Here is a 26,328-nt window from a genome sequence, read left to right as displayed (position 1 = left end):
AAGTGTAGGGTAAAGAGATTTTTTGCAAAGGGGCGGGGCTATGAACGAACGATATGATTATATGGACTGGCTTCGTGTGTTCTCAATTGTTGCGGTTGTCGGCGTTCATGTGGTGTCAAAAATCATCAATAGCGCGGCGACAGATGAATGGGCGTGGCAATTTGCGAACGTCATCGATTCCGGCCTGCGCTGGTGCGTGCCGATTTTCTTCATGCTGAGCGGGGCGCTGCTGCTGACGCGGCATCCGGATGAACCGGTCGGCGATTTTTTGAAAAAGCGTTTAAGCAAATTATTGATTCCGCTGGTTGTCTGGAGCGGTTTTTATCTGGTCTATAATGTGATGGAACTCGGCGAAAGCTATACGGCCTGGGAAATGGTGAAATTGTTCCTGACGGAGGATGTCTACTACCACCTTTGGTTCATGTACACGATTCTCGGATTGTATTTGATGGCGCCTTTCCTCCGCATCCTCGTCCACTACATGTCACAGCAAGCCTTTCAATGGCTTCTCGGATTCTGGCTCCTATTCTCGGCCATCCTTCCGTTCTTTCCAAAATACTTGGAGTTTGAACTTGCCGTGCCTGCCGGATTGTTCTCACCGTATATCGGCTATTTCATGCTCGGTGCCTATCTCGTCATGTATCCGCTGGCGAAAAAGCATTTGGTCTGGCTCGGTGCAACAGCGCTGATCGGCTATATCGCGACCATTTGGGGAACCGTGGCATTGACCAATCAGGCAGGTGAACTCGATGAATTCTACTATGAACATTACAGGCCGAACGCTTTTTTCATTTCGCTGTTTTTATTTGTCCTCTTCCAAAAGCTCAGCAATCGCCTAAACCCGAATCCCATTATCACCCGCATCAGCATGGCGACGCTCGGCATCTACGTGATCCATCCGCTGGTCCAGCTTTACTTGAATAAATTCTTCGGAATAAATGAAACGATGATCCACCCGGCATTTGGCATTCCTGTATCGTGGATCCTCATTTTCCTGATTTCATTTGGCGTCATTTTGGTGCTGCAGAAGATTCCAGTCGTGAAGAATATTGTGCCATAAATGGCCTTTAGAAAACCCGTCTCTATTCTGGAGACGGGTTTTACATTTGAAATATAATCACAAGTCCCAGGAATAATTTTATGAGTAGTCCATAACTCCTCATAAGAGTGGATGGGAAACATACATATACCTATGTAAAAAGAGCTGGAAAAAAGAAGAAATAATCCCATCAGACTAGTTAGAATATTTTAATAATATGGTAAATTTGAGATGTCGCTAAATTTAATTTAGCAAACACATGATCATAAGGGGGAAAACAATTGAGTAATTTACGCAATCTTGTCATCACGGCACTTGTGGTTTTGTTGACGTTCAGCTCGGTGGCCTTCGGGTTCACGGGAGCATCCGCTGCACCGAACACTTCGGCCGCAGGGGTTGCGAAACAGGTGAACCAGAAGCCGGCTGTTAAATTGCCGGACAAACTGGCAAACCCGGAAGATCCGAAAAAGCAGGTCCGCATCATTGTCGAGCTCCAAAAAGAGCCGGCAATTGAAAATGCGACTCGCAAAGGGGTTCTTTATAAGAGCTTGCCGGATTCCACAAAAGACAGTTTGGAATCAGCAGTGGTCACTGACCAAAACACGGTCAAATCAAAAATCAAAACAGCAGCACCCGGCATTACATATCTCGAAAACTTTACCACGGTATTCAACGGCTTTTCAGCGAACGTACCTGCTGGACAAGTCGAGAAAATTGCTGCACAAGCAGGCGTAAAAGCAGTTTATGAAGCAACCGAATACGAGCGTCCGGCGATCAAACCGGAAATGAAGTATTCGAAAGCATTGGTCCAGGCACAGCAGGTCTGGAATGACTACGGTTACAAAGGCGAAGGAATGGTTGTCGGCGTTATCGATACCGGCATCGACCCATCGCATAAAGATATGGTGTTGACTGACAACGCAACGGGTGAAATCACCAAAGCGGAAGTCGACGCATTGCGTTCAGACAAATCATTGGAAGCAGGGAAATACTACACAGCAAAAGTGCCATTCGGCTACAACTATATGGACGGCAACGATACGATTCTTGACCTAGGGCCGGAAGCTTCGATGCACGGCATGCACGTTGCCGGTACAGTCGGCGCGAACGGCAACGAAGAAAACGGCGGGATCCAAGGCGTTGCACCGGAAGCACAGCTTCTGGCATTGAAAGTATTCGGCAACGATCCGCTGTACCCGTCCACTTACGGCGATATCTACATTAAAGCTATCGATGATTCAATTAAATTAGGGGCAGACGTCATCAACATGTCTCTTGGTTCTACTGCAGGTTTCGTGGATTCTACAAATCCTGAACAGCAAGCAGTTGAACGTGCAACAAACAACGGTATTTTAGTATCGATTTCTGCAGGGAACTCGGATATGTTCGGATCTGGTTTCTTCTATCCATATGCAGAAAATCAGGATTATGGATTAACCGGTTCACCGAGTGTTTCTTACGACTCTTTCGGTGTCGCTTCATTTGAAAATGATGTAATTACGGCACTTAGCTTCGGCTACCAATTCGGCGGTGCTGAAGCAGGACGCGCATTGTATTTATTAGCGAACGATAAAGATCCGCGCGATCTGCCGGAAGAAAATTATGAAGTGGTCGATGCAGGTCTTGGTTTGCCAGCTGATTTTGAAGGCAAAGACTTCACCGGCAAATTCGCATTGATTTCACGCGGTGAAATCAGCTTTGTCGAAAAAGGCCAGGCGGCACAGGCAGCGGGCGCAATCGGCGTTATCATTTACAACAACACATCAGGCACGATCAATATGGCATCAGATCCATCAATCACGATTCCATTCATGTCAACGGTTCAAGACGCAGGCTTAGCGATGAAAAATGCGCTTGCTTCCGGACAAACCGTAACGGTTTCATTTGATGGACAGTATTTGGAAACGCAAAATCCGGCAGCCGGCCAAATGAGTGATTTCACTTCATGGGGACCAACGCCAAACCTTGACTTCAAACCGGAAATCACAGCGCCAGGCGGCAATATCTTCTCGACGCTGAACGACGATGAATACGGTTTGATGAGCGGAACTTCAATGGCAGCGCCACATGTGGCAGGCGGAACGGCATTAGTGTTCCAGCGCATTGAAGAACTTGGCTTACAAGGGAAAGACCGCGTACAATTCGCGAAGAACATCATGATGAATACAGCAAACCCAGTGGAATTCGCTGATGGCCAGTTTGTATCGCCTCGCCGCCAAGGTGCAGGATTGATGCAATTGCACGATGCGCTTTCAACTGACGTAACGGTCGTGAACAAAGCGACAAACGAAGGAAAAGTGGCATTAAAAGAAATCAAGAACAACCAATATTCATTCACATTGACAGCGCAGAACTATTCGGATGAAGCTGCGGAATTCGCAGTGGATGTCAATGTGCAAGTGGATGCAACAACGGACGGCGGCGGTGTCCTAGTGACGGCTCCGAACGAAATCGGTTCGGTGAATGTTTCTGACGACGTAACGATCGCAGCTCCGGCAACTGTAACAGTTCCGGCAAATCAAACAGTCGACATCCCGGTAACGGTTGACGTTTCAGCGATCGACGCTGAACTGGATGCAAGCTTCACAAACGGCTATTTCGTTGACGGTTTTGTAACATTGACGGATGCAAACGAAGAAGTGACAGGCAACACGGAATTGGTCGTTCCATATTTCGGCTTTAACGGCGAATGGGACGATGCCAGCATTTTCGATGATTTTGCTTGGGATCCAATGACGTATTACGGACAGACGATGCTTGCAGACGATAAAGGATTCATCCTGAACGGCGGCACGCATATCGAAGGATTCGATCCAACGAAATTTGCGTTCTCACCAAACGGTGATGGTCTGCAAGATGGCGTCATTCCAGTATTCTCGCTTATGCGGAATGTGAAACAGTTTGAACTGAATGTACTCGATGCAAATGGCAAGAAATTGCGGACGATCCGCACCGAAAAAGAATTGGTTAAAAACTACGACAGCACAGAACCTTTCATCTTCTCACCTAATTTCACGTGGGATGGAAAAGCGCTTGGAAAAGTGGTAGCAGACGGCAATTACAAATTGCAGCTACGTGCCGTAATCGATTACCCGAACGCTGAATGGCAGTCGATCGAATTCCCGGTTATCGTGGATACGAAAGCGCCAACAGCAAAAGCATCATTCGATCCAAAAACGAAAAAAGTGATCGTCAACAACTTTACAGACAACACGGGCCCAGACCGCTGGGAAGTCTTCTTGAACGGCAAGGAATTGACGGAAGACGAGTCAACGCCGGCTGATGAATCATTGGCACCGACAACAACAGACTATACAGTTACGGCAGAGTTGAACAAAGACGACAAATTGACAGCAGTGTTCTACGACGTCGCTGGCAATAAAACCGAAGTGGAATTGCCGGTTACCGGCTCTGAAGATAAAGAACCGGTTATCTTCATCGACTCACCGGGAGTTCTTTCAACGCATGATAAAAACGAAGTAACAGTAAAAGGCCGCGTAGAAGATGATTCAAATATCACATCAGTAACGGTGAACGGCGAGCCGGCAAAAGAATTCGACGGCACAAACTTCACACATACATTGACATTTGAAGACGGTTCGCAATACGTTACAGTGAAAGCGGTAGACGAATTCGGCAACGAAATGGAAATCCGCCGCCAAATCCTGGTTGATACAAAAGCAGCTACGATCACATTGGTAGATGCTCCGAAAACAGTCGACCTGGATACAGATGAAGTGGAAATTACATTCAACGTCAAAGACAATTTCGATCAAATCCGCGTTTACTTGTATGACAGCGAAATTTTTGCGAATGAAATGTCCACTTATAGCGGCAAGAGTTTTGACCAAAACATCAAAACGACTGTGCCGGTGCTTGAAGAAGGCGTCAACGAATACAAATTGGTAGTTGTCGATTTGACTGGTCACCGCACCGAGTTGGACTTCACGATCACAAAACAAGCAGCGCCAGCTCCGGAAGACGGCACAGTGTTGAAAGTGAAAAAAGACAGCTATTCATTGAATGTCGGCGATAAAGAAAAAGTATCGGTGACAGAAGAAACGACTTTGCCAAACGGCAAAAAGAAAACAAAAGACGTAACGAAAAAAGCTTCTTATAAAGTAGCGGATTCGTCCATCGTAAGCGTGAAAAATGGCGAAATCACTGCGAAAAAAGAAGGCAAGACAACCATCACGATTACTCACGGCAACGATACAGTCGTTGTGAATGTGACAGTAGCTGATCCGAAGCCAGTAACAACGCTGGAAGTGGATAAAGCGAACATGTCATTAAAAGAAGGCAAGAAAGAAAAAATCAAAGTGACGCAAACGACGGTTAAAGGCAAAGCCAAACCGGTCAAAGAAGACGTCACGAAAAAAGCGAAATTCACCGTCAAAGACAGCAAAATTGCTGAAGTGAAAAACGGCCAAGTGACAGCCAAGAAAAAAGGCTCCACAACGATCACCGTTTCTTACGGCGGCAATGAAACCACGATCAAATTGACAGTGAAATAAGAAGGAAAGCCCGGAGCAACGGATGTTGCTCCGGGTTTTTTGCTGTTTGGAGAAGAAGATTTTTAGCTGGAATGGTTGTGGTGGGGAAACTCACCGTCGTTTGCGAGCAACTCACCTTCGATTAAGGGAAACTCGGGAGCATTTGAGGGAAACTTAAGCACGTTATCGAGCAACTCAAAAGTTCCGGCTGTTAACTAACGGTCAAAAGCAAAATTAGCCCACTTTCCGCTTGCAGCGAAAAGTGAAAGTTCAAAGGAAAGCTGTGAAGAGGAGGGGCTTTGGGGAAACTGACCGTCAATTGCGAGCAACTCACCTTCGATTGAGGGAAACTCGAGAGCAAAAAGGGGAAACTCAAACGAATTTGCGAGCAACCCAAAGCACTGAACCTCTTCAACTTTTCAATTCCACAAAAGTTTCTTATACTGAATCCAAACACTAGCGAAATCTCGATAAGAAAGGATGATCAGCAATGACAATTCCAGAATATGAATTCCTATCAAGGTTTTCAGGACCAGCGAGACGCGCATTAGAAAGTCACGGCATCACTACAGCTGAAGAATTATCGGCCTTCACAGAAAAAGAAGTGCTGCAATTTCACGGTATGGGGCCGGCTTCATTGCCAAAGCTTCGAGAGGCACTAGAAGAAAAAGGGTTAACTTTTAGAAATCAAGAATAGGAAATAATTACCGAAAAGATTCAAGCTTTCAGCTTGAGTCTTTTTTTGTTTGTTTTTAAGGACTAAAGTACTTGTCTGAAAATAATTTGTAAATTTTTAAAATAAAACTTGGGATTTTAGAATCATATGATATTATAAAATTATCTAATTATTCAGATAATAATGATAGAACGGAAGGAGTTATGTCTCATGAAGAAACTTTTGCATGTGAAATTCTTCAGCAGCTTCCTGTCCCTCGCCCTGGTTCTCTCATTGCTCATGCCCTTTGATACTGCAGAGGCTGCTGCGGAAAAAAACCCGTATAGCAAAACAGCCCACACTGCAGGAAATCTTCAAGCTAAGGCCGCCATTGCAGAACAGCTTCAATTGTCAAAAAGCGCATCAAAGTTACATAAAGATCTACAAGATCTTTCCGGCAGCCAAGAAGTGCCGGTCATTATCCATCTATCGGAAAAACCGGTAGCATTGCAAAAAGGAATAACGGAGTCTGCTGGACAAGCATTCACGGCTTCGCTCGAAAATTCGGCGGAAGTGAAAGTCGCGAGCCAGCAAAGATCGGCCAAAGAAGAAATGGCTAGCGATCAGATTTCATTCGAAGTTGGCTTTAGCTACAAAACAGTGTTCAACGGCTTTTCGGCAACGGTCAAAGCCGATGACTTGGACAAATTGATGGGAATCGATGGCATAACATTAGTGGAGCCGGATGTCACGGTACGAGCCGCTTCGGTAAAAGCGGGCAGCGCGGAAGTCAAGCCGGCGATGAATATCAGCGCACCGTTTCTCGGAATTGAGAAATTATGGGCGGAAGGCATTGACGGCAAAGGCATTAGCGTTGCAGTCATTGATACGGGAATTGATGCCGACCATCCCGAATTCAAAGGAATTTACAAAGGCGGCAAAAATTTCGTCAAGCATTCCTCGATTTATACCCGGCCACGTGCAGCAAATGATGCTTCTGAAACGCGCCCATCAGAACGTCCAGGCAACTTGCCGGAGTTTGATGAAAGCGGCGATCCGTTCTATACATCACACGGTACGCATGTGGCAGGGATCATTGCTGCAAACGGAGCCAATAAATACAAGGTGAAAGGCGTTGCGCCAAAAGTGGATCTTTACGCATACCGGGTCCTTGGGGCATACGGCAGCGGCTTGAATTCAAGCATCGTCGCAGCTATCGAAGAAGCGGTCAAACAGGATATGGATGTCATCAACCTATCGCTTGGAGGCGGCACGAATTCCGAAACGGATGCAGGTTCTTTTGCCATCAATAATGCGATGCTAGCCGGGACTGTCGCAGTTTCCGCGACAGGTAATTTCGGTCCGGACCGGGGGACGATCGGCACACCGTCTACCGCGCGCCTCGGGATTGCAGTCGGAAATACGACAGCGCCAGAATCGGTTTACAGCGGAAAAGTGACAGTCAAAGCTGGGCTGTTCAATTACGCGAAAGTGAATAAACTGATGCTTAAAACTTTCAATACGGACCCGGCCAAGCAATTGGCGGGAAGCTATGGAATTGTTTCCATTCCTGGATTCGGCAAAGAGAACAACTTTAATGGACTGAACGTGAAAGGCAAAGTGGCGCTCATCTCGAGAGGTGAAATCCCGTTTGTCGAAAAAGTTGAAAATGCCAAAAAGGCAGGTGCAGCAGCGGTTCTCATCTATAACAATAGCAGCCTTTCAGAGCCGGCTGGCGCATCTCTCGGCGAAGGGCTTGATGCTCTTCCGACTTTCGATTTATCGAAAGGAGACGGGGAAGCGATCAAAATCATGATTTCGCAAAATACAGGGAGTGTTTCATTCAGCGAATTTACTGAAACGGTCTTAAAAGGCGATGACATCAACGACACCAGCTCACGCGGACCGAGTACGCCGAATTACGACATCAAACCGGATGTCATGGCACCCGGCACCAATATCATGTCGACGCTGCCGATGTATAAAGCCGACAACCCGAAAGTGAGCTACGATCTTGCTTATGGCAATGAAACCGGAACTTCCATGGCCGCACCGCATATTGCTGGAATTGCCGCTCTTTTATTGCAAAAGCATCCTGATTGGTCACCGTTTGATGTAAAAGTGGCGTTATCCAATACGGCTAAAATTTTGGATACGAAAAAATACGATGTATTTGCCCAAGGGGCCGGACGGGTCGATCCATACGAAGCGCTCCATCCCGACATCTTAGCTTATGCCGAAGATGAAGCGATCCTCGATGAAAGCGGCAAACGCGTGCCGAATGTCAAAGGCACCGTCACATTCGGCTCATTGAATCCGGGAGCTGGCAATATTGCCATTACCAAGGAAATCAAAATAAAAGATATGGATGGAGGCGGTGGGAACTATACCGTTTCAGTAGATACGCTGAAGACGTTTGCGGATGCCAAAGTCACTGTCGACAAATCTTCATTTGCCTTAAACGGTGAGCAACGGATTAAAGTGACTTTGACAGCATCTCAAAATGCGAACTTTCAATTGGGAGATGAAACACAGGGTTATATCCACATCAAATCAGAGTCCGGGAAATCCAAGGAAATTTCGTTGCCGTTCGCCGCAGATTTTGGAGGCGCGCCGACAGAAGTGAAAGATTTCAAAATGACGGAAACCGATCTTTCATTTAATGGCGACGGCATCAACGATAAAGCGGAACTGAGTTTTGCTTTGACGGAAGATGTCAAAACAAACTTCATCCAGTTGTGGAACATCATGGATCCGGCAGCGGGCGTTGAAGGCGACGGCTATATCGGCTATTTGTACGCAGCGACTACACTTTCAGCCGGCTCTTACCGAATGGACATTGACGGCAACTATATCCCAGGCAGCGGCCCGGAAGAAAAGCCGATTCCGGACGGTTTGTATACGATCGATTATACGGGGCTGACCGTGTCCGGTAATCCGCCAGTCGTCAGTGCTTCGCTTGGTCCGGTCATCGTCAAATCGACCGTGCCGAAAATTTCCGGCTCTCTGAGCGGAGGCAAGGCAAGCGGCAAAATCACTGACAAATACATCGACTATTATAAAGAATTGACAAAGTACGGAACGGCTTTTGACCTCAATGAAAAACTGAAAGCTTCCTATACGGTGACGTCTGGCGGCAAAGAAGGAGCAGCGGTGCCGATCAAGCTTTCAACGGATGGTACGTTCTCTTTCGCTGTCACTGCCGGCGAAAAAGATGAAATCACAGTCCGGGTTGAAGATGCGGCGGGGAATAGCGGCAAGCAAGTGATTTCCGGAAAAGGCGCTGCCAGTCCTAGCGGATTCAATGACACCCAAAACCACTGGGCCCGCACACAAATTGAAGCGTTGGCAAACCGCGGCATCATCGCCGGGAAAACAGCGACTACGTTCGAACCGGAAAGCAAATTGACCCGGGCGGAATTCGCCGTGCTTCTTGCCCGTTCTCTTGAATTACCGTTGCAAGAATATCAAGGGACATTTAAAGACGTAGGTTCAAGTAAAGCATGGGCATATCCAGGAATCGAGGCTGCGGCCCGTGCCGGAATTGTCGCAGGGAAAACAGACGGCAGCTACGCACCGGATGCACCGATTACTCGGGAAGAAATGGCCGTCATGGCAATCCGGGCAGTCGAGTTCCAGAATCCTTCTTTATTGAAAAACTTAGGAAAGCCGCATCAATTTTCGGATGCAAACCGAATCGGCGGCTATGCGAAAGATGCCGTATCAAAAGCGTATGCGCTGGGCATCATTACAGGCCGTGCCGGCAATAAATTCGATCCGAAAGCAAACACGACACGCGCTGAAACAGCCGTCATCCTGCACCGTGCGCTTGGCAAAATGAATTTGTTGAAATAGAAGTTTGTGGAGAGGCCCTTCGTTACTAATAAAGCGTGTGATTACACTATTGCTCCCGCATCGCTGCGCTAGCTTCGTCGCAAAAAGGGTTGTCCCAAATTACTTTTGGGACAACCCTTTTTCATTTTGTTTTTAGGGATAAACTCAGCCAAGTTCAAAACCCTAAATGGATGCCTTCCACTAGAAGCGGAAAGCGAAAGGGCAAAAAAAGGGGGCGAAAATTCATTTGCGAGCAACTCAATCGGTTTTAAGAGGAACTCACATCGCATTTGGGGAAACTCAGCGAACTTTAAGAGCAACTCACCAAATAGCACACAAAAAAAGAACCTTCTCAAAAAGAGAAGGCTCCGATCTTAAACAATTATTTCACGCTTGAAAGTTCACTTACTGTTTCGCCTTTAGCATCCAATGCTTTGACTGATCCGTATCCTTCAACCATGTAATACTTTTCGCCGCTTTCAATAGTAATTTCGACAGCGTTGGTGAATTTCTTATACGGTGTGTTGACGGTTTTATTAACACCAGTGATGGTCGAAATATAGCGCTCGCCTAAACCATTTTCAAAAGTTTTGCCGACTTGGATCGGGTAAACAATCTCTGTTTCAGCTTCAGAGTATGGCAAGCCATAAATCAGCGCATCTTTTGTTTCGTTCTCCACTAACAGTGTAGTAGCTGAATTCCAATCGGTTCTTGTCACCCACATAAAACCAAAGTCATTGCCCTCGATTACAGGAACTTCTTCAAATTTCAAAGTAGCCGTGCCTTGCTTGGTTGAGTAGCTGTATATTTTAGTTTTGTCTCTCAAGTATGAGTTTGCCATATGCGTATCGTTCTTGAATTTCGGCTCAAGGACGCGAGACATGAAAGCAGCAAGCTGGCCACGCGTAATCGCTTGGTTCGGACGGAATGTATTATCCGAATAACCAGCAGTGATATTGCCGCTCACCATGGTAGCAATCGCATTATACGATTTCATATTTGGGGATACATCGCTGAATGGCGCCCCAACGCCATTAAAGATATTGAATGTGCGGTCCAAGATGATGGCCATGTCGCCACGCGTGATCGGTGCGTAAGGCTTGAATGTGCCATCCGGGTAACCGCTGATATAGCCGGCTTTTGCCGCTTCAGCGATATAGCCGCTTGCTTTTTGGGACTTCGAAACATCTTTAAAATTAGTAGAAGTTTGCGTCCCTTTAAAGTTTTTCAATTTGCCGATCATGATAGCTGCTTCTGCGCGCGTCACGATCTTGTCAGGTTTGATAGTGCCATCCTCGTAGCCGGAAATGACGCCTTTATTCACCAAATAGGTCATTTCATCATAAAAACCGTGGCTTGTGGGCAAATCTGTCGCCGCCTGTACTGGCGAGACAAGTAGGGTAAGTGCGAGTGCTGCTGCTGAGATCATCGAAAATTTCTTCAAAGAATCGTTCCCTTCAATAATTTATTTGATGTTTATTTTACATCCACTAATTCATAAAGCGTATCGCCGTCGTAATGGACGGTTTTAATCAACCCATAGCCTTCTGCCATGTAGTATTTATAGCTTTTACCATCCCATTCAGGATCCAAAACGGAAACTTCGACAGCGTTGGTGAACGTTTTAAAAGGAGTCGTCACTTTTACATTCACGCCGGTAATTTTGAATGGCGGTAAATCGGTGTCGCCGCTATCGAAAGTTTTGCCTTTTGTGATCGGGTAGACCAGGCTAGCTGTAAATCCATCTTCCGGGAAGCCGGTAATGTACATTTCACGATTTTCGTATTCCCCGTAGAAATAATCTTCGCTGTCTTCTTTATAATCTACCAACCAGAAGAAGCCAAGCGGCTCGTCGAAGTATTTCGCGCTGTCCACATATTTTTCAGTTGACACTTCGCCCGTGATTTCACGGTACGTATACGTTTTTGTTTTATCTTTCAAATACGAATGCGCCATATGCGTGTCGTTCTTGAATTTCGGCTCAAGCCCGCGAGCTAGGAAAGCGGAGAATTGTGCACGAGTTGTTGCGTTATTCGGTTTGAACGTGAAATCTTTGTAGCCCGCTGCGATGTTTGCGCTGACTACTTCGCCAATGGCATCAAAAGCACGCATATTCGGCGACACATCTTTGAATTCTTCAATGCCTTCCATCGCCATCGGGAAGACGCGTGAAAGGATGATGGCCATATCGCCGCGTGTAATCGCTGCATTCGGCTTGAATGTGCCATCCGGATAACCCGTGATATAGCCAGCTTTTTCAGCAGCTGCAATATAGCCGCTCGCTTTTTGGCCTTGCGTCACATCTTTGAATTTCGTTGCACTTTGCGTTCCGTTAAAACCTTTCAGCTTGCCGATCATGATGGCAGCTTCTGCACGGCTGACGGTTTTATCCGGTTTCACCGTGCCGTCTTCAAATCCGGAGACGACTCCTTTATTGATCAAATACGTCATCTCGTCGTAGAAACCGTGGCTCTTCGGTAAATCGGTTGCTGCGAATGCGGGTGATGCAAGTAAGCTGATTGCTAATACGGCACCTGTGATTAATGGAAACTTTTTCAAAACGACACCCCTCAAATAGAATTGTTTACTTCCGTGTATAAAAGACAGGCCAGCAATCGTCATATTCCTGTTTTTTCCTAATTACTGTGTTTGAAACCATTTCATGGAATAAAGTCATTTCGTAACATTTATGTAATAATACTGTAACAAACATTCCAGAATTAGTAAGTAGGTCTTTTTATGCAAATATTTCTAGCCAGCGTGCCCTTCCTCCTACTAGACGCTTAGAAATCGAAAAAGTCTCGAAATTTCTAAATTAAATTTAAATTAACTGCAAATTCTTTATAAATTTTATGTAAACGTATTCAATTGTTTTATTATTAGGCATATAATAAAAAAGCTAGACTATTCAATAATAGGGAGATGGGAAAATGGCAATCGGTAAAAAAGCGGCAATGGCTTTAGCGGCATTTGTTTTAGCGACGAGCGCAGTGGCAACAACGGCACCAGCTCAAGCTGCAACAAAAGAAGTGACGCGCGGAGAGTACATCAAACAATTGGTGACGGCTCTTGATGTGAAGCTAGGAGATGGCTCGACAATCGCTTTTAAAGACGTGGATGCTAAACTTGCACCTTACGTGGAAGCAGCTTTCAATTTGGGATTAACAAGCGGCAAGACAAAGACAACGTTCGCGCCCAATGAAAAACTATCACGTGAGCAAGGATTCTCAATCGCTGCACGTGCAGTCGATTCTGGGAAAGAATACCCGAGTTCATTATTGAAGCCGTTCAAAGACAACCGCTACTTAAGCAAAAGCTTGACGCCTGATTTATCAGAAGCTGTCGGCATCGGATTGCTGAAAGGCTATAGCGATGGCACGGTGAAACCGGCAAAAGGAATTGCGCCGAAAGAAATGAGCGCAATCATCAAGCGTTTATTGAAAGAATACCAGCCAGTAAATGCTGAAGACGTATCGCTCCGCATTCTTGGAACGTCCGATCTTCATACGAATTTCGTCAACTACGATTATTACCAAGATAAAGTATCGAACAGCTTAGGGCTTGCGAAAACAGGCGTCTTGATCGAAGAAGCACGTGCGCAAAACCCGAACAGCCTTCTATTTGATAACGGCGACTTGATCCAAGGAACGCCATTCGGCGGCTATAAAGTGACGGTTGACCGCCTCGAAGACGGTGAACTTCACCCAGCTTACGCGGCGCTTGAGTCATTGGATTTTGATGCATCGACTCTAGGGAACCACGAATTCAACTTCGGCCTCGATTATTTGGACGAAGCACTTGATGATGCACCGTTCCCGGTATTGAATGCAAACGTCTACGATGCAGCAACAAAAGAAAACAAATACAAGCCATATGAAATCATCGACAAAGAAGTGGTTGATGGCAATGGCGACAAACACACGATCAAAGTCGGCGTCATCGGCGTCGTTGCACCGCATATCATGAAATGGGACCGCGCGAACCTTGAAGGCAAAGTCATCGCTGAAGATGCGGTCGAATCTGTAGAAAAATTCCTTCCTGAAGTCGAAAAAGCGGGCGCAGATGTGGTCGTTGTTCTTTCTCACTCAGGGATGGGCGATGAAAAACACGATGTCGGCGAAGAAGACATCACGTACCAGCTTTCTGAAATTGACGGCATCGACGCCATTATTACAGGACATAACCACGATCTATTCCCTGGATCTTACGGCGATTTGAAAAACGTTAACCAAGAGCAAGGCACGATCAATGGTACGCCAATCGTAATGCCAGGGAAATTCGGCAGCCACTTGGGCGTCATCGATTTGAAACTTTCGCCTAAAGGGGAAGAGTGGGAAATCGTTTCTGAAAAAGCGGCACTTCGCGCAATCGATTCAACAAACGATAAAGTTTCAGAAGAAGTCATTAAAGCGGTCAAAGAAACACATGAAGGCACAATCGAATATGTTCGCAGCCCAGTCGGCAAAACGACAGCTCCGATCAACAGCTATTTCTCTCAAGTAACAGATGATCCATCGATCCAAATCGTCAACAATGCACAAAAATGGTACGTAGAGAAGAAAGTGGCCGGCACAGCAAACGCTGACCTTCCAATCCTTTCGGCTGCAGCACCGTTCAAAGCAGGCGGACGAAACGGTTCGGATTACTACACAGAAATCAACACGGGCGAAATCGCAATTAAAAACGTTGCAGACCTTTACGTCTTCGACAACACCATCTTCACATTGAAATTGACGGGAGCTGACTTGACTGAATGGCTGGAAATGTCAGCAGGCCAATTCAAGCAAATCAACCCAACAGCAACAGGCGAGCAGCAATTGATCAACCCGGATTACCGCACGTACAACTTTGACGTAATCGACGGCGTCACTTACGACATCGACGTAACGCAGCCAGCGAAATACGACGCGGACGGCAAATTGATCAACGAAAAAGCAAGCCGCATCAAAAACCTGCAGTATGATGGAAAAGCAGTAACAGCGACTCAAGAATTCTTGGTCGTAACGAACAACTACCGCGCAAGCGGCAACTTCCCAGGCGTGACAAAAGCGAGTGAGAAAGTCGACTACGCTTACGAAAACCGCCAAGTCATCATGGACTATATGGTCGAAGTCGGCACAATCGATCCATCGGCTGACAGCAACTGGTCATTCGCACCAATCGCTGGCAACCCGAATGTTGTCTTCGAAACATCTGGCAAAGGCCAAAAACTAGTGCCAGCAGACAGCGGCATCAAATACCTTGGTGCAGCAGCAGACGGCTTCGCGAAGTACAGCATCGAAATGAAATAAGAAATTGTAAGCGGGAGAGCCCTTCACCATTTGGTGGAGGGCTTTTTTGGTTTGTGGGTGAGGGGGAGGTGAGGGTTGATTTCGTAGGGGTTAGGGGTGATTTCATAGGTGAGTGGGGTGATTTCGTATGCGCAAAAGGTGATTTCGAAGCTGATGAGGGTAATTTCACATGTAGGGAGAAATCAAGTGCATAAATGGATGCGTTTCGCTTATAGCGAACCGCGAGTAAGGAGGCATTCGCCAGCGAATGCCTGATTTGGAGGGGAGAGTTGGCTTCGATGAGGGATGGGGTGATTTCATGAGCGAGTGGGGTGATTTCGCATGTGCAAATGGTGATTTCGAAGCAGATGAGGGTAATTTCACACGCAGGGTGAGATCAAGTGCATAAATGGATGCGTTTCGCTTATAGCGAACCGCGAGGAAGGAGGCATTCGCCAGCGAATGCCTGATTTGGAGGGGAGAGTCGGTTTCGATGAGGAAAGGGGTGATTTCATGGGCGAGTGTGGTGATTTCGCATGCGCAAAGGGTCATTTCGAAGCAGATTAGGGTAATTTCACACTCGAAACCAATAAAAAAAGCTGACCTCTCTAAAAGGTCAGCTCACGAAATCATTTATAATAGTAGAATTGCCCTTTTTCACGCACACGTTTCAATTCTGCACGCATCAAAATATGACGGGCAGCATTTTTATTGTGCAGCATCAAAAAATCCTGGCACTGACGATTGGAGATTGTGGGAGATGCGAGAGCGAACCAATCATCCAGCGCATGACGAAAGCCATCTGTTATCTTCGCTTGGCAGATGGAACAATGATAGGTTCGTGAACTATGTCGATTGCTCAAAGCCCCGCATTGCCGGCAAAGAATGCCTTTCTTTAATTCGGCTGGCAGGTATTTAAATGTCTGGGGGTAGTTTTTCTTGTTGAAGGGTGAGTGTTGTTTGATAAGCAGTTCGCCGATGCGAAGAAGTTCTTCGTTTGGAAGCGGCTGTCCGGTCCGGGGGAGGGTGAAGATGAACCGATTTAAGGAATGGCCATAAATGATAGGAACTGTGTTGGGAATATTTTCGACTAATGTTGTCGGATAAGGCAGGACAATGGCTGCAAACACAGGAAGTGAAATTCCCATTTCTTCAAATAAAATCAGCAGTTCTTCACGCACGTTCCAGACTTGCGTCACAGGGGAGCGGTAGCCGAATTCTTGGCCCTGCTTTGTAATTTGCCGCATATGCATACTTTCTTCATCAAATACTAAAGTGCCGGAGTAATTCTTCACTTCTAGAATCACTGCAAAATAAGGCGTCAATACAATGGTATCCATCTGGCAATAAGCTTCCTTTAATTGAAGATCTCCAATATAAAGACATTCCTTCCATCGCGTCCGCTTCAATAGCCGATCAACTTCGATCTCACCGCCATATCCAGCTTTTATCATGTAATGGGTCTTCTCAACATCGGGCCAACTTTTATGGGAATGAGGGAGGCGATGCATTAATCTGGGCAATAGCTCCAACTCGATTGGCGGCACTCTTTCTTTTATGAACATAACATTCCTCCTTTTCTACTGAAGTATACCAATTCAGAAACGAAAACGACATCTGATTTTAGACAAATCTGAAAAAATATAGAGTGAATAAAATAGTAAGGGTGATTTCAAAAGACATTGGGGTAATTTCAAGCGGAGATAGGGTAATTTCGCAAAGGAACCCTCCTCCTACACTTTTCGTCTACTAAAAACACACCTTATGTAATCTATTCATGGTACTATTTTCCATGTATAATGGCCTGTATCAAAGGAAACTAATGCATTCGCATAAAATCATTCTAAATTAGTAGGAGGAACCACTATGTACTGTTCGAATTGCGGACATAAGAATAAGGAAGGCGCTCGCTTTTGTTCAAGCTGCGGCGAACCGCTGGAAGAAAGACGCTCGAAGAAACCGAAGAAGAAAAAGGGCTTGTATGTCGGCATCGCTGCGGCAGTCTTGCTGGCAGGAGGCATCGGAGCGGCGCAATTGTTCGGCGACGATGACGATGAACGGAAGCGGACAGAGCAACAGACAGAAGAAACAGCTGACGTCACCGAAGAGGAAACGCCGGAACCGGAAGAGCCAAAAGAAGAAGAGACAACAGAGCCATCTGCTGGTGAAGTGACGAAAGTCGAAACGATTCAGCCGCCTGCGGAACAGCAAGAGTTATCCGAACCGAAGACGCGTGAAAAAACGGCCATTATCAAAGAAACGCAGCAAAAAGTTTATACGATTAAAACGGAAAATGGCTACGGATCCGGCTTCTCGTTCAATGATAGCGGAACGGTCGTCACCAATGCCCATGTAGTCGCTGGCTTCACAGATGTCATGGTCCGGAATATCAATGGGCAGGAACAGCCCGGGAAAGTCATCGGCATTTCCGATAAATACGACGTTGCACTGATTAAAGTCGACGCGTACGAAGGCATTGCACCGCTTGAAATTGAAATGAACCCGACTGATGTCGGCACCGAAGTCATCGCACTCGGCAGCCCGTCCGGTTTTGAAAACACCGCATCGATCGGCTATTTGACAGGAATCGACCGCGATTTCGAGCAGGACTTCCTTTATGAAGACATTTACCAGATCGATGCTCAGATTGCACCGGGTTCAAGCGGCGGCCCGTTAATCGATGCAAAAACGGGCAAAGTCATCGGCATCAACTCATTGCTGTTTATGGACGGAAGCGAAATCGGCTTCTCGATTCCGATGCATTCGATGGTTGATCTTGTCACAGGATGGGCAAATAGCCCGATGACGGCGGACCAAGTCGCAGCCATGTTCCCAGCTTATGACGACTTTGAAAATCACGAAGGCGAAGACTACGAATACGATTACGAAAACGAAGGCAATCTCGCGTTTGACGAAGTTTTCCTGAGTGAATTCATCGGCGACTTCCGCTACTATTACGAAATCGCCCTCAACAGCGAAGATTTCTTCTACGTCGAAGACATGCTGCTGTACGACAGCTCAGCCTATATCGGCCTCCGCGATTACATCACGGAAATCACCGGCCAAGGTATGGAATATACATTCACTGACCTGGAAATCACCGGCGTGGAAATAAACGAAGATCACGCACTTGTCCATACCTACGAAGCCTTTGACTTCCTTAATGCGGAAGGGGAGGCAACGAAAGAAGAACGCAATAAAACCTATACCGTCGTAATGGACGATTCCGGCTTTTATTACATCTCGGATATCATTAACCAGTAAATTTCAAATAAACCCATTTTTTCTCAAAAAACTTCCGAATCTCTATAGGCAAAAATTACTGATTAAGCTATAATGAATGTAACTTATAGCCCTCGTAATTTTTAATGTAAGATAAAACACTATAGAGAGTAGGTAAAAAGGTTTATGGAGGAGTTCGAAATGTATCAAACCAAACTTGAAGAACAATTTGGCAAACCCATGAAAGAGATCATTTACGAATACTACATCACGAAAAACTACGGGCCGTCCGTGGGGGCAAAAGAACTCGGAATTCCACGCCGCGTCTTTATCTACTTCCGAAACTACTATAGTCTAAAAGAAGTCAAACATGCGCTGCATGCCGACCAGAACCTTTGCCCGGACAAATGAAAAACGCCATCCACTTTTGAAAGTGGATGGCGTTTTTTTGCTTTTCTTTATTGTCCAGACTCCAGCGCCTAGCTCCTCGGGGTCTTAAGTCAGCCCACTGCGGAAATCAGGATTTCCTGCGTGTTCTGCCTTAAGCCTGTCGGAGCTGGATAGGCGCTTCCGCTTTTCTTATAACCCTGTTGCTTTGCTGATTAAATCACTCTTGCGCTGTTCTTTGCGTGCTTCGTATTCAGAAACTAGGGAATCGGCATGCGATTCAGCCAAGCCGTTCGCTTTCAATTCCTTTTTCATCGATCCAAGCACCGCGTAGAAGACTGTGTCTGTGCGGCCTTCGAGTTCAGAAGCTGCGGACATGTACTTATTATAGAAGTAACCGTAGCTGATCGATTCGCCTTTTGCTTTTTTCGCGTCATACTCGCTCTTGGCGCGGCCAACCAATCCGTTGATGCGTGAATTTGCCTGGTTTTCGATATCCGCTAAACTTGGTTCGTATTTCTGTTTGATCTGTGCGACTGTGACTTTGCCTGATCCAGCATCCGAACCGGAGTTGCTGGAACCTGAATTTCCAGATCCGCCTGCAGATCCTTTGCCGGAGTTAGAAGAACCGGATCCGTTCGATCCTGTATTTCCAGTTGTTGAACCAGAGTTTGATCCAGAACCGCTTGCTTTATCCGAGCTGCCAGAAGTTGTTCCGCCGTTTGAAGTGGATGTGCCGGCTGTACCAGAAGTAGAACCAGTCGATCCACCTTCAGAAGCGCCGCCTTCAGAATTGCTTGAACTTGATCCGTCTGTTGAATTTCCATCCGTTCCAGCAGCCGTTTCAGGTGAAGAGTCTTTCGAACCATCCACTGAACTCCCATCAGAACCTTCTTCTATCACATTTCCATCACCATCGACAATAATCTTAGAACCATCAGGCAATTCTACCTCATAATTCTCTTTTGTAATTTCATCTACCTGTTCGTCCGCTACGTCGTACTCCTTAAATTGGAATAAATACACTAAATAGCCTGCGACACTTAAAAAGATGATCCCCAGTACCAAAACAATCTTTTTCCAATGCTTTTTCATCGTTAAATCCTCCCATACCTCAATAAATAATCTAATCATATTAGCCATAATAATTGCTAATTATATACAAATAACCATCGAATTACTAACTTTTTACATAAATTATTATTGTAGTACCAATATTATTAAGCTACAATTAGACAATACCACAAAATTGAATCAAGAGGTGAGCAAGGTTGAGTAAAAACAAAAACACGAAAATGTTCCTAGCTGGAACTATGGCTTTATCATCAGTTGTTGCAGTAGGAATCCCGGCTGGTACAGCAGATGCTGCAACAGAAGTGCCAACAGATGCACAGATTGCAGCTAAAATTGCAGCTGACTATAAAGCTTTGAATGGAGACCAAAAAGCAATTCTCGAAATTGCACAAAAAGAAGTAGCAAAACAAACTGGAATTTTTATCGATGCGAACTATGCAGATAAACCACAACTAGTTCAAAACTTAAACACTTTAATATCACCTTTATCTTCTACTGAGCAAAACAATGTTGAAGCAGCTGCATTAACAAGAATTACGAATTTCAAAAACAGTGCTCGCTCATACTTAAAAGATGATCTTCAAGTACAAGAAGTATTCGCTTATGCAGAACTAGTTCGTACAAGCTTATACGAAGGAGCACTAAACTCTACAATTAAAGACTTAGATCCGCTATATAGCAAAGCACTAACATTCTTCCAAAATAATGCTGCTCCAGCTTCAATTAAAAATATCGTTGTTAAACCTTCTGCAGGACAGTTAGCAACTATCGTTTCAAACATTGAAAAAGCAGTAGCAGATTTAGATACTCCACCAGTAGTAACACCACCAGGCGGCGGTGGCGGTGGTGTAGTAACTCCACCAACAACACCAACTGAACCACCAACAACAACTCCAGGAGGCGGCATCGAAACTTCTCCGGACACGTTGAAAAACAACCCTGAAGATGTAATTGAAGCAATTAAAAACGCACCTTCTGTAACAGAATTAGCAGTTGACGTAAAACCTGGCGAAGCGGTATCGATTCCGATGACCGTAGCAGCAGCACTTGAAAACAAAAATGCAGATGCAGTAATCGTCATTGCTTCTACTGAAGCTTCATACGAATTGCCAGTATCCGTAATTGACGCAGCAAAACTTGCGAAAGATTTAGGCGTTGCTTCTTCTGAACTAAGCATCACAGTTGAATTGACAAAAATCGCAAACCAATTGACAAAAGAAAACTCAATCGGCTTCGCAATCGAATTTAGCATCAAAGCAGTAGCTCCAGACGGTAAATCTATTGACATTACATACTTGGGTTACCCAGTATTGCGTTCAATCGAAACTCCGACGGCACTTAACGCAGCGACTTCAGTCGGCGTACGGGTAAACCAAGACGGTTCATTTACAGCAGTTCCAACATACATTGATGGAAAAACAGCAAACTTGTACTTCTCGGCAAACTCAGCTTACACAGTGATCCAAAACGCAAAAACATTCAAAGACATCGATAACCGCGGCTACTGGGCTGAGGAATACATCGAGAAATTGGCTTCGAAAATGATCGTTTCGGGTAAATCAGCTGATAGCTTCTCGCCATCGACTTCAATCACTCGCGGTGAATTCGCTGCAGTACTTGCTCGTGGCCTTGGTTTAGTTGCTGAAGACGTGAACGCAGCAGACTTCACGGACGTATCACCAACTCAAGCGGTTAACCGCAACGGAGAAATCGCAGCAGTTGTTGAAGCGGGGAATCGTTTCAGGTTACGGCAACGGAAAATTCGGTCCGTACAACGAAATCACACGCAACGAAGCAGCAATCATGATCAGCAAAGCAATGGACTATATCGGGTCTAAAGATGTAAAATTAGATACGACGAAGAAAGTTTCAAGCTTCGCGGATTACCGTTACATTTCGCCTGCATCGCGTCCGCATGTTGAGCGCGTACTTCAAGCGTCTTACCTGTCTGGATTCAAAGACAACACGTTCCGTTCACAAAATGAAACAACACGTGCAGAAACTTCAAGAATCCTGTATAATTTCCTTAACTCAATTAAATTCATTAACTAATCATATCAATAGGCACTTCTTAACCGGAGTGCCTGTTTTTTAAATAAAACCCGAAAGCCCCTCAACTAAAACCTGCGAAAGGCTTCCACTCAACATTTTTCAAGCAACGGAGGAGAACACCTATGATTGACACGCATTCACACATTTTGGCAGGCCTCGATGACGGCGCTGGAACCATGGAACAGACAAAGCGCCTGCTCGAAAAAGCAGTCGAAGAGCAAATTACCGGCATCATCGCAACGCCGCATGGCCACCATCCGAATTTTAAAACCGATATTGGGGCCATCCAAACTCAACTGGCTGCAGCGAACTCCTATATCGAAGAACAGCAGCTGCCCATCAAAATATACAGCGGACTTGAAAATCGCTTATCTGAACAATTGCCGCAGCGCCTAAAAGACGGCGAAGCATTGCCGCTTGCCGATTCGCAATACGTTTTGCTCGAATTGCCATCATCCGGCATTCCGGCATATACCGTGCCAATCATCCAACAGCTGATCATGGCAAACTATGTACCGATCATTGCACATGCCGAACGCAACCAAGGCATCATCGAAAAGCCTGAACGTTTGCGTAAACTTCTCCTTCACGGAGCAGTCGCACAAGTGACAGCGGGCTCACTCGCAGGAAGCTTCGGCAAAGCCATCCAGAAAACGGCATTGACTTTGCTGGATGCAAACTTGATCCATGTCTACGGTTCCGACGTACATAGCTTGGACAAACGCCCATTCCTATTCAATGAAGGACTCGATTACCTGGAGAAAAAGAATCGCCACGAAATGGTCGACTTGATGCTCGAAAATAACGAGCGCATCCTCCTCAACCGCAACTTAATCGTCTTGGAACCTCAAGACATCCCAAAACCAAAATGGTGGAACGTCTTCGCATAATGCGAAGGCGTTTTTATTTTGCCGGAGGAAGCTGGGGGGAACTCACAGTGATTAGAGGGAAACTCATCTAACTTTGCGAGCAACTCATCAACGTAATAGGGAAACTCCCAACCATTTAAGAGCAACTCGCCCAAAACCTTAAAACCCAATTGGCCAAAACCATGGCTTTTTGCTCCACAAAAAGCGATAAAAGACAAAACCTTGATGAGTGGGGTAATTTCGAAGAGGTTAGGGATGATTTCAAACAAGGCAGGGGTGATTTCGGCAACTAACAGGTTGATGTCATCACTACAAAAAATAAAAGCCACCTGCACCAAAAGGTACAAGCAGCTTCTTAAATTCCTCAAATTACCTACAACTACAACCCAAGTGATGGAGCGCCACGGGGGAGACGCAGCCAGAAGACAAGCGCTCTTTGCTTGGCTTCTAGCGAAAGTCCCCCCTAAGCGGCACGAACGCCTATTAAAACCTCAATCAATCTCCAACCCATCAACCAAAGCTCTTACATCTTCCAAATGTTCCTCAATATTATCTGCTGTCACAAACACCCCAAAATCCTCAGGCACCGCAGCGTCCTCACCTTGCTCCACTCGCTTCGCGATCAAATTGCCGATCTCCGGATAAAAATGATGCCCGTCATAATAATTCGTAATCTCATTCGTCACCGAGTTCGGATACATGAAATTCCACACACCGCCGTAAACTTCAACCAAGTCGCGCAGCCAGACCTCATAGTCATCATACAGATCCGTCGAAACGAGCGACTTGAACAATTCTGTCGAAATCGGTGTCGTATAAACAAGCTTTTCAACTTCAGGCTCCGTATCCCGGACAATCCCCATAATCTCTTTATAGCGAGGATAATACACATAATTTGAACCGTAAAAGGTCTTCTCAAACGTAGCAATCTTATCGGCTGTATCCGCCGCCGTCTCTTCAGCGCTTAAGCGCCGCGCAAACGCATTGCCTTCGCGGTTATACAAGCGGTCTTCAGAAATCTCATTGGCCGCGGACAAACGTAGATTCTTTAGCGACGTTTCAAATACATCCAATGACAATAAATTCTTCGTCCGGTAAAACGATTTCTCGGTCCGCGCCACATGATTCGTGATGTCTTTCGGCGCTTCCGCTTCCTGGGTGCTCGACTTGAAGAAATCGACACCGAGTACAATACGTTCATAATCCGGATTCTTTTCAAACGCATATTCAATCATCGTACGGTATTCACGCATCGACAGATTCGCCACCGAATAATTATAAACGTCCCAATCCTCAAAAGCGATCGTATGGATATAGGTACTGCGGCTCGAACCGATCAACAGCGTATCGGCATCTTTTGGCTGATACTTCTGGTTCGCCGTCTTTTGCTCGCGCTCATCCGTCACCACCTGAACATCATTGAACAAATGCGCATGGGCATAATGCCAAAGCGGATCGATCCAAAAATTCACCGCCACCACAATCGCGGTCAACGAGGCGAAGATCGCCATGACCGTAACTGTAAAATTCTTATCGTCCACGGGATCTCCTCCTAGAAGTTAAAGTACAGGAATTCGCTGACTTGCTGCAATTGCATCGTGCTGTAGAACAATAGCAACGCCACAAAAATCGCCATCGGCACATTCCGTTTCATCTCATTTTTGATTTCAATCGAGTTTTTCGCAAACCAGCTGAGCAATAAACCGATCAGCAGCAAGAAATACATCTGGATGGTCGGGGTATCAAACGGCAGCAGCACGACCCAATCCGGATTGATGTCCGGGAACAGTTTGTAAATGCCGGCAGGGAAGTAGAAGCCGTTGAAACCGAACATCGCTTTTAGCACCGTCATGGCATCTTCCAAAGTCAATGCGCGGAAAAACACCCAAGCCAAGTGGACGAATAAAAACGTTGTCACCCAGGCAGCGATGCCGTTCATCTTATGTCCCGCAAGTTTCCAGTAACGGCAGATGATGCTTGCCACACCGTGCATGACGCCCCAAATTAGGAATGTCCATCCGGCTCCGTGCCAGATGCCGCTTACCAAAAAGATGATGAAGATATTCAAGTACGTCCGCCGCGGACCTTTCCGGTTCCCGCCGAGCGGTATGTAAATATAAGCGGTCAAGAAATGCGACAAGGTAATGTGCCAGCGACGCCAGAAGTCCTGGATGTCGCGCGCCTTATACGGCGAGTTGAAATTGATCGGCAAGCGGATATTGAACAGCAAAGCAAGCCCAATCGCCATATCCGAGTAGCCGCTGAAATCGAAATACAATTGCAGCGTATAGGAAAGCGTCGTAAACCAGCTATCGACAAACGTCAACGCTCCGACATCACTATAGCCTTCGTTCGCCCAAACCGCAAACGTATCCGCAATCCCGACTTTCTTGAAAAGCCCGATCGCAAACACCAGCAAGCCCTTCGAAATGTTCTCATACTGGATCCGGTAATTCTTCTTGTCCGTAAACTGCGACATCACTTGCCCGTGATGCACAATCGGCCCCGCGATCAGCTGCGGGAAAAACGAAACGAATAACCCATAATTGAGGAAATTGTATTCCTTCGTCTCCAAGCGGTACGAATCCACCAAATACGCAATCTGCTGGAACGTATAAAAACTGATGGCGAGCGGCAAAAGGAGCTCTTTCAGCACAATCTCAGAACCGAACACGATATTGATATTCTCTACAAAGAAATCATAATACTTATAATAGCCAAGCAAACCGACATTAAACAAAATGCCGAGCGTCAATATCCCTTTACGAAGCGGCTTCGCCCGGTCCTTGCCAAGAAAAGCTCCGATGATGTAGTTGATCACCATCGACACTAAAATCAGCGGCAAATAAGCTGGATTCCAGTAACCATAGAAAAACAGCGAAGCGACTAATAGCCAACTCTTCGCAAACGGAATATGCAACCGGCCGAGTATGTAATAAACAACAAAAACAATCGGAAGGAACAAAAAGATAAACTCAAACGAATTAAATATCACAACGAAACCCCTCTGATCTGTAAGAATAGAACAATCAATCCATTCTACTAAATTCTCCTAGAAAACAAAACCTATCTCCCATTCTAATACAAACGAATAGAAATTATATAGACCTCCAGAGAATTCCAAAAGAAAAAGAGCAAGATGGACTAGTTCTGGCTAAAGAGAGTTTTTAGCACGTTCGTGTTTCGCCTTTTAAAAGGTAGGAGAACGCGTTAAAGGGAAACTCATCGAGATTTGAGAGAAACTCAGCCAACTTTGCGAGCAACTCAACAAGAATAAAGGGAAACTCATCTCAATAAGCGAGCAACTCATACAGAAACTAAAAACCGATTACCCAAGCCCATTGCTTTCCGCTGCGCGAAAAGCGACAAAAACAAGTACAGATTGAATTCAGCGCGAAATGGGTTGATTTCAACAGAGAAAAGGTTGATTTCG

General features: G+C 45.8%; 16 protein-coding genes and 1 pseudogene. 10 read left to right on the top strand and 7 right to left on the bottom strand.

The annotated features are described in order from the left end of the window. Positions 1-40: 40 nt before the first annotated feature. From L0M13_RS13640 to L0M13_RS18605, 4 genes and pseudogenes are all read left to right on the top strand, one after another. Positions 41-1,060: an acyltransferase gene (locus L0M13_RS13640; protein ID WP_235197024.1), complete on the top strand. Its 1,020-nt coding sequence runs from the start codon at positions 41-43 to the stop codon at positions 1,058-1,060. 260 nt (positions 1,061-1,320) lie between these two features. Further along, the gene (locus L0M13_RS13635; protein WP_235197023.1) at positions 1,321-5,553 is read left to right on the top strand and encodes a S8 family serine peptidase; all 4,233 of its coding nucleotides are present in this window, start codon (positions 1,321-1,323) and stop codon (positions 5,551-5,553) included. A 478-nt stretch (positions 5,554-6,031) separates the two neighbouring features. Continuing rightward, positions 6,032-6,229: pseudogene (locus tag L0M13_RS13630) on the top strand (DNA-directed RNA polymerase subunit alpha C-terminal domain-containing protein); the annotation flags it as partial. A gap of 189 nt (positions 6,230-6,418) precedes the next feature. Beyond that, a complete protein-coding gene (locus L0M13_RS18605) occupies positions 6,419-10,042 on the top strand; it encodes a S8 family serine peptidase (protein WP_311195571.1) in 3,624 nt (1,207 codons plus the stop codon). Between the two features lie 361 nt (positions 10,043-10,403). Here L0M13_RS18605 and L0M13_RS13610 read toward each other — a convergent pair whose 3' ends face one another. Both L0M13_RS13610 and L0M13_RS13605 read right to left on the bottom strand, forming a co-directional pair. Further along, positions 10,404-11,465 (bottom strand): S-layer homology domain-containing protein, encoded by a 1,062-nt coding sequence (locus L0M13_RS13610; RefSeq protein ID WP_235197022.1) that lies wholly within the window; start codon positions 11,463-11,465, stop codon positions 10,404-10,406. Positions 11,466-11,497: 32 nt separating this feature from the next. Next, a complete protein-coding gene (locus L0M13_RS13605) occupies positions 11,498-12,580 on the bottom strand; it encodes an S-layer homology domain-containing protein (RefSeq protein ID WP_235197021.1) in 1,083 nt (360 codons plus the stop codon). 371 nt (positions 12,581-12,951) lie between these two features. Between L0M13_RS13605 and L0M13_RS13600 the strand changes: the two genes are divergently transcribed. After that, the gene (locus tag L0M13_RS13600; protein WP_235197020.1) at positions 12,952-15,312 is read left to right on the top strand and encodes a bifunctional 2',3'-cyclic-nucleotide 2'-phosphodiesterase/3'-nucleotidase; all 2,361 of its coding nucleotides are present in this window, start codon (positions 12,952-12,954) and stop codon (positions 15,310-15,312) included. Positions 15,313-15,920: 608 nt separating this feature from the next. Here L0M13_RS13600 and L0M13_RS13595 read toward each other — a convergent pair. Continuing rightward, positions 15,921-16,856: a nuclease-related domain-containing protein gene (locus tag L0M13_RS13595; RefSeq protein WP_235197019.1), complete on the bottom strand. Its 936-nt coding sequence runs from the start codon at positions 16,854-16,856 to the stop codon at positions 15,921-15,923. A gap of 301 nt (positions 16,857-17,157) precedes the next feature. On the opposite strand from L0M13_RS13595, the gene L0M13_RS13590 reads away from it, so the two are divergent. Both L0M13_RS13590 and L0M13_RS13585 read left to right on the top strand, forming a co-directional pair. Next, entirely contained in the window at positions 17,158-18,555 is a 1,398-nt protein-coding gene (locus L0M13_RS13590; RefSeq protein ID WP_235197018.1) for a trypsin-like peptidase domain-containing protein, read from the top strand. A 159-nt stretch (positions 18,556-18,714) separates the two neighbouring features. Next, on the top strand, positions 18,715-18,924 hold the full coding sequence (locus L0M13_RS13585; protein ID WP_235197017.1) for a hypothetical protein: 210 nt from the start codon (positions 18,715-18,717) through the stop codon (positions 18,922-18,924). 168 nt (positions 18,925-19,092) lie between these two features. On the opposite strand, the gene L0M13_RS13580 is transcribed toward L0M13_RS13585, so the two are convergent. Then, positions 19,093-19,995: a hypothetical protein gene (locus L0M13_RS13580; protein ID WP_235197016.1), complete on the bottom strand. Its 903-nt coding sequence runs from the start codon at positions 19,993-19,995 to the stop codon at positions 19,093-19,095. 176 nt (positions 19,996-20,171) lie between these two features. On the opposite strand from L0M13_RS13580, the gene L0M13_RS13575 reads away from it, so the two are divergent. The 3 genes from L0M13_RS13575 to L0M13_RS13565 all read left to right on the top strand — a co-directional run bounded on the left by L0M13_RS13575 (position 20,172) and on the right by L0M13_RS13565 (position 22,916). Next, a complete protein-coding gene (locus L0M13_RS13575) occupies positions 20,172-21,812 on the top strand; it encodes an S-layer homology domain-containing protein (RefSeq protein WP_235197015.1) in 1,641 nt (546 codons plus the stop codon). Beyond that, positions 21,694-22,026: an S-layer homology domain-containing protein gene (locus tag L0M13_RS13570; RefSeq protein WP_397443490.1), complete on the top strand. Its 333-nt coding sequence runs from the start codon at positions 21,694-21,696 to the stop codon at positions 22,024-22,026. Before L0M13_RS13575 ends, L0M13_RS13570 begins: the two co-directional genes overlap by 119 nt. Positions 22,027-22,148: 122 nt before the next feature. Continuing rightward, complete coding sequence (locus tag L0M13_RS13565) at positions 22,149-22,916, top strand: tyrosine-protein phosphatase (protein ID WP_235197013.1); 768 nt, start codon at positions 22,149-22,151, stop codon at positions 22,914-22,916. Here the strand turns inward: L0M13_RS13565 and L0M13_RS13560 are convergent. The 3 genes from L0M13_RS13560 to L0M13_RS13550 all read right to left on the bottom strand — a co-directional run bounded on the left by L0M13_RS13560 (position 22,874) and on the right by L0M13_RS13550 (position 25,890). Then, positions 22,874-23,233: a hypothetical protein gene (locus tag L0M13_RS13560; protein WP_235197012.1), complete on the bottom strand. Its 360-nt coding sequence runs from the start codon at positions 23,231-23,233 to the stop codon at positions 22,874-22,876. The two genes, L0M13_RS13565 and L0M13_RS13560, sit on opposite strands and share 43 nt — an antisense overlap. A gap of 153 nt (positions 23,234-23,386) precedes the next feature. Beyond that, positions 23,387-24,436, bottom strand: a complete 1,050-nt coding sequence (locus L0M13_RS13555) for a hypothetical protein (protein ID WP_235197011.1) — start codon at positions 24,434-24,436, stop codon at positions 23,387-23,389. Positions 24,437-24,447: 11 nt separating this feature from the next. Next, positions 24,448-25,890 carry an MBOAT family O-acyltransferase gene (locus tag L0M13_RS13550; protein WP_235197010.1) on the bottom strand — a complete coding sequence of 481 codons (1,443 nt, stop codon included), beginning with the start codon at positions 25,888-25,890 and terminating at the stop codon, positions 24,448-24,450. Positions 25,891-26,328: the final 438 nt, after the last annotated feature.

The sequence above is a fragment of the Planococcus sp. 107-1 genome (assembly GCF_021513255.1).
Classification (GTDB): Bacteria; Bacillota; Bacilli; order Bacillales_A; family Planococcaceae; genus Planococcus.
This window is presented reverse-complemented; position numbering and strand designations above follow the sequence as displayed.

Bases quoted from the DNA above. Each gene is read 5' to 3' on its own strand.
- L0M13_RS13640 (WP_235197024.1), top strand. From the start codon at position 41: ATGAACGAACGATATGATTATATGGACTGGCTTCGTGTGTTCTCAATT.
- L0M13_RS18605 (WP_311195571.1), top strand. From the start codon at position 6,419: ATGAAGAAACTTTTGCATGTGAAATTCTTCAGCAGCTTCCTGTCCCTC.
- L0M13_RS13600 (WP_235197020.1), top strand. From the start codon at position 12,952: ATGGCAATCGGTAAAAAAGCGGCAATGGCTTTAGCGGCATTTGTTTTA.
- L0M13_RS13595 (WP_235197019.1), bottom strand. From the start codon at position 16,856: ATGTTCATAAAAGAAAGAGTGCCGCCAATCGAGTTGGAGCTATTGCCC.
- L0M13_RS13590 (WP_235197018.1), top strand. From the start codon at position 17,158: ATGTACTGTTCGAATTGCGGACATAAGAATAAGGAAGGCGCTCGCTTT.
- L0M13_RS13585 (WP_235197017.1), top strand. From the start codon at position 18,715: ATGTATCAAACCAAACTTGAAGAACAATTTGGCAAACCCATGAAAGAG.
- L0M13_RS13580 (WP_235197016.1), bottom strand. From the start codon at position 19,995: ATGAAAAAGCATTGGAAAAAGATTGTTTTGGTACTGGGGATCATCTTT.
- L0M13_RS13565 (WP_235197013.1), top strand. From the start codon at position 22,149: ATGATTGACACGCATTCACACATTTTGGCAGGCCTCGATGACGGCGCT.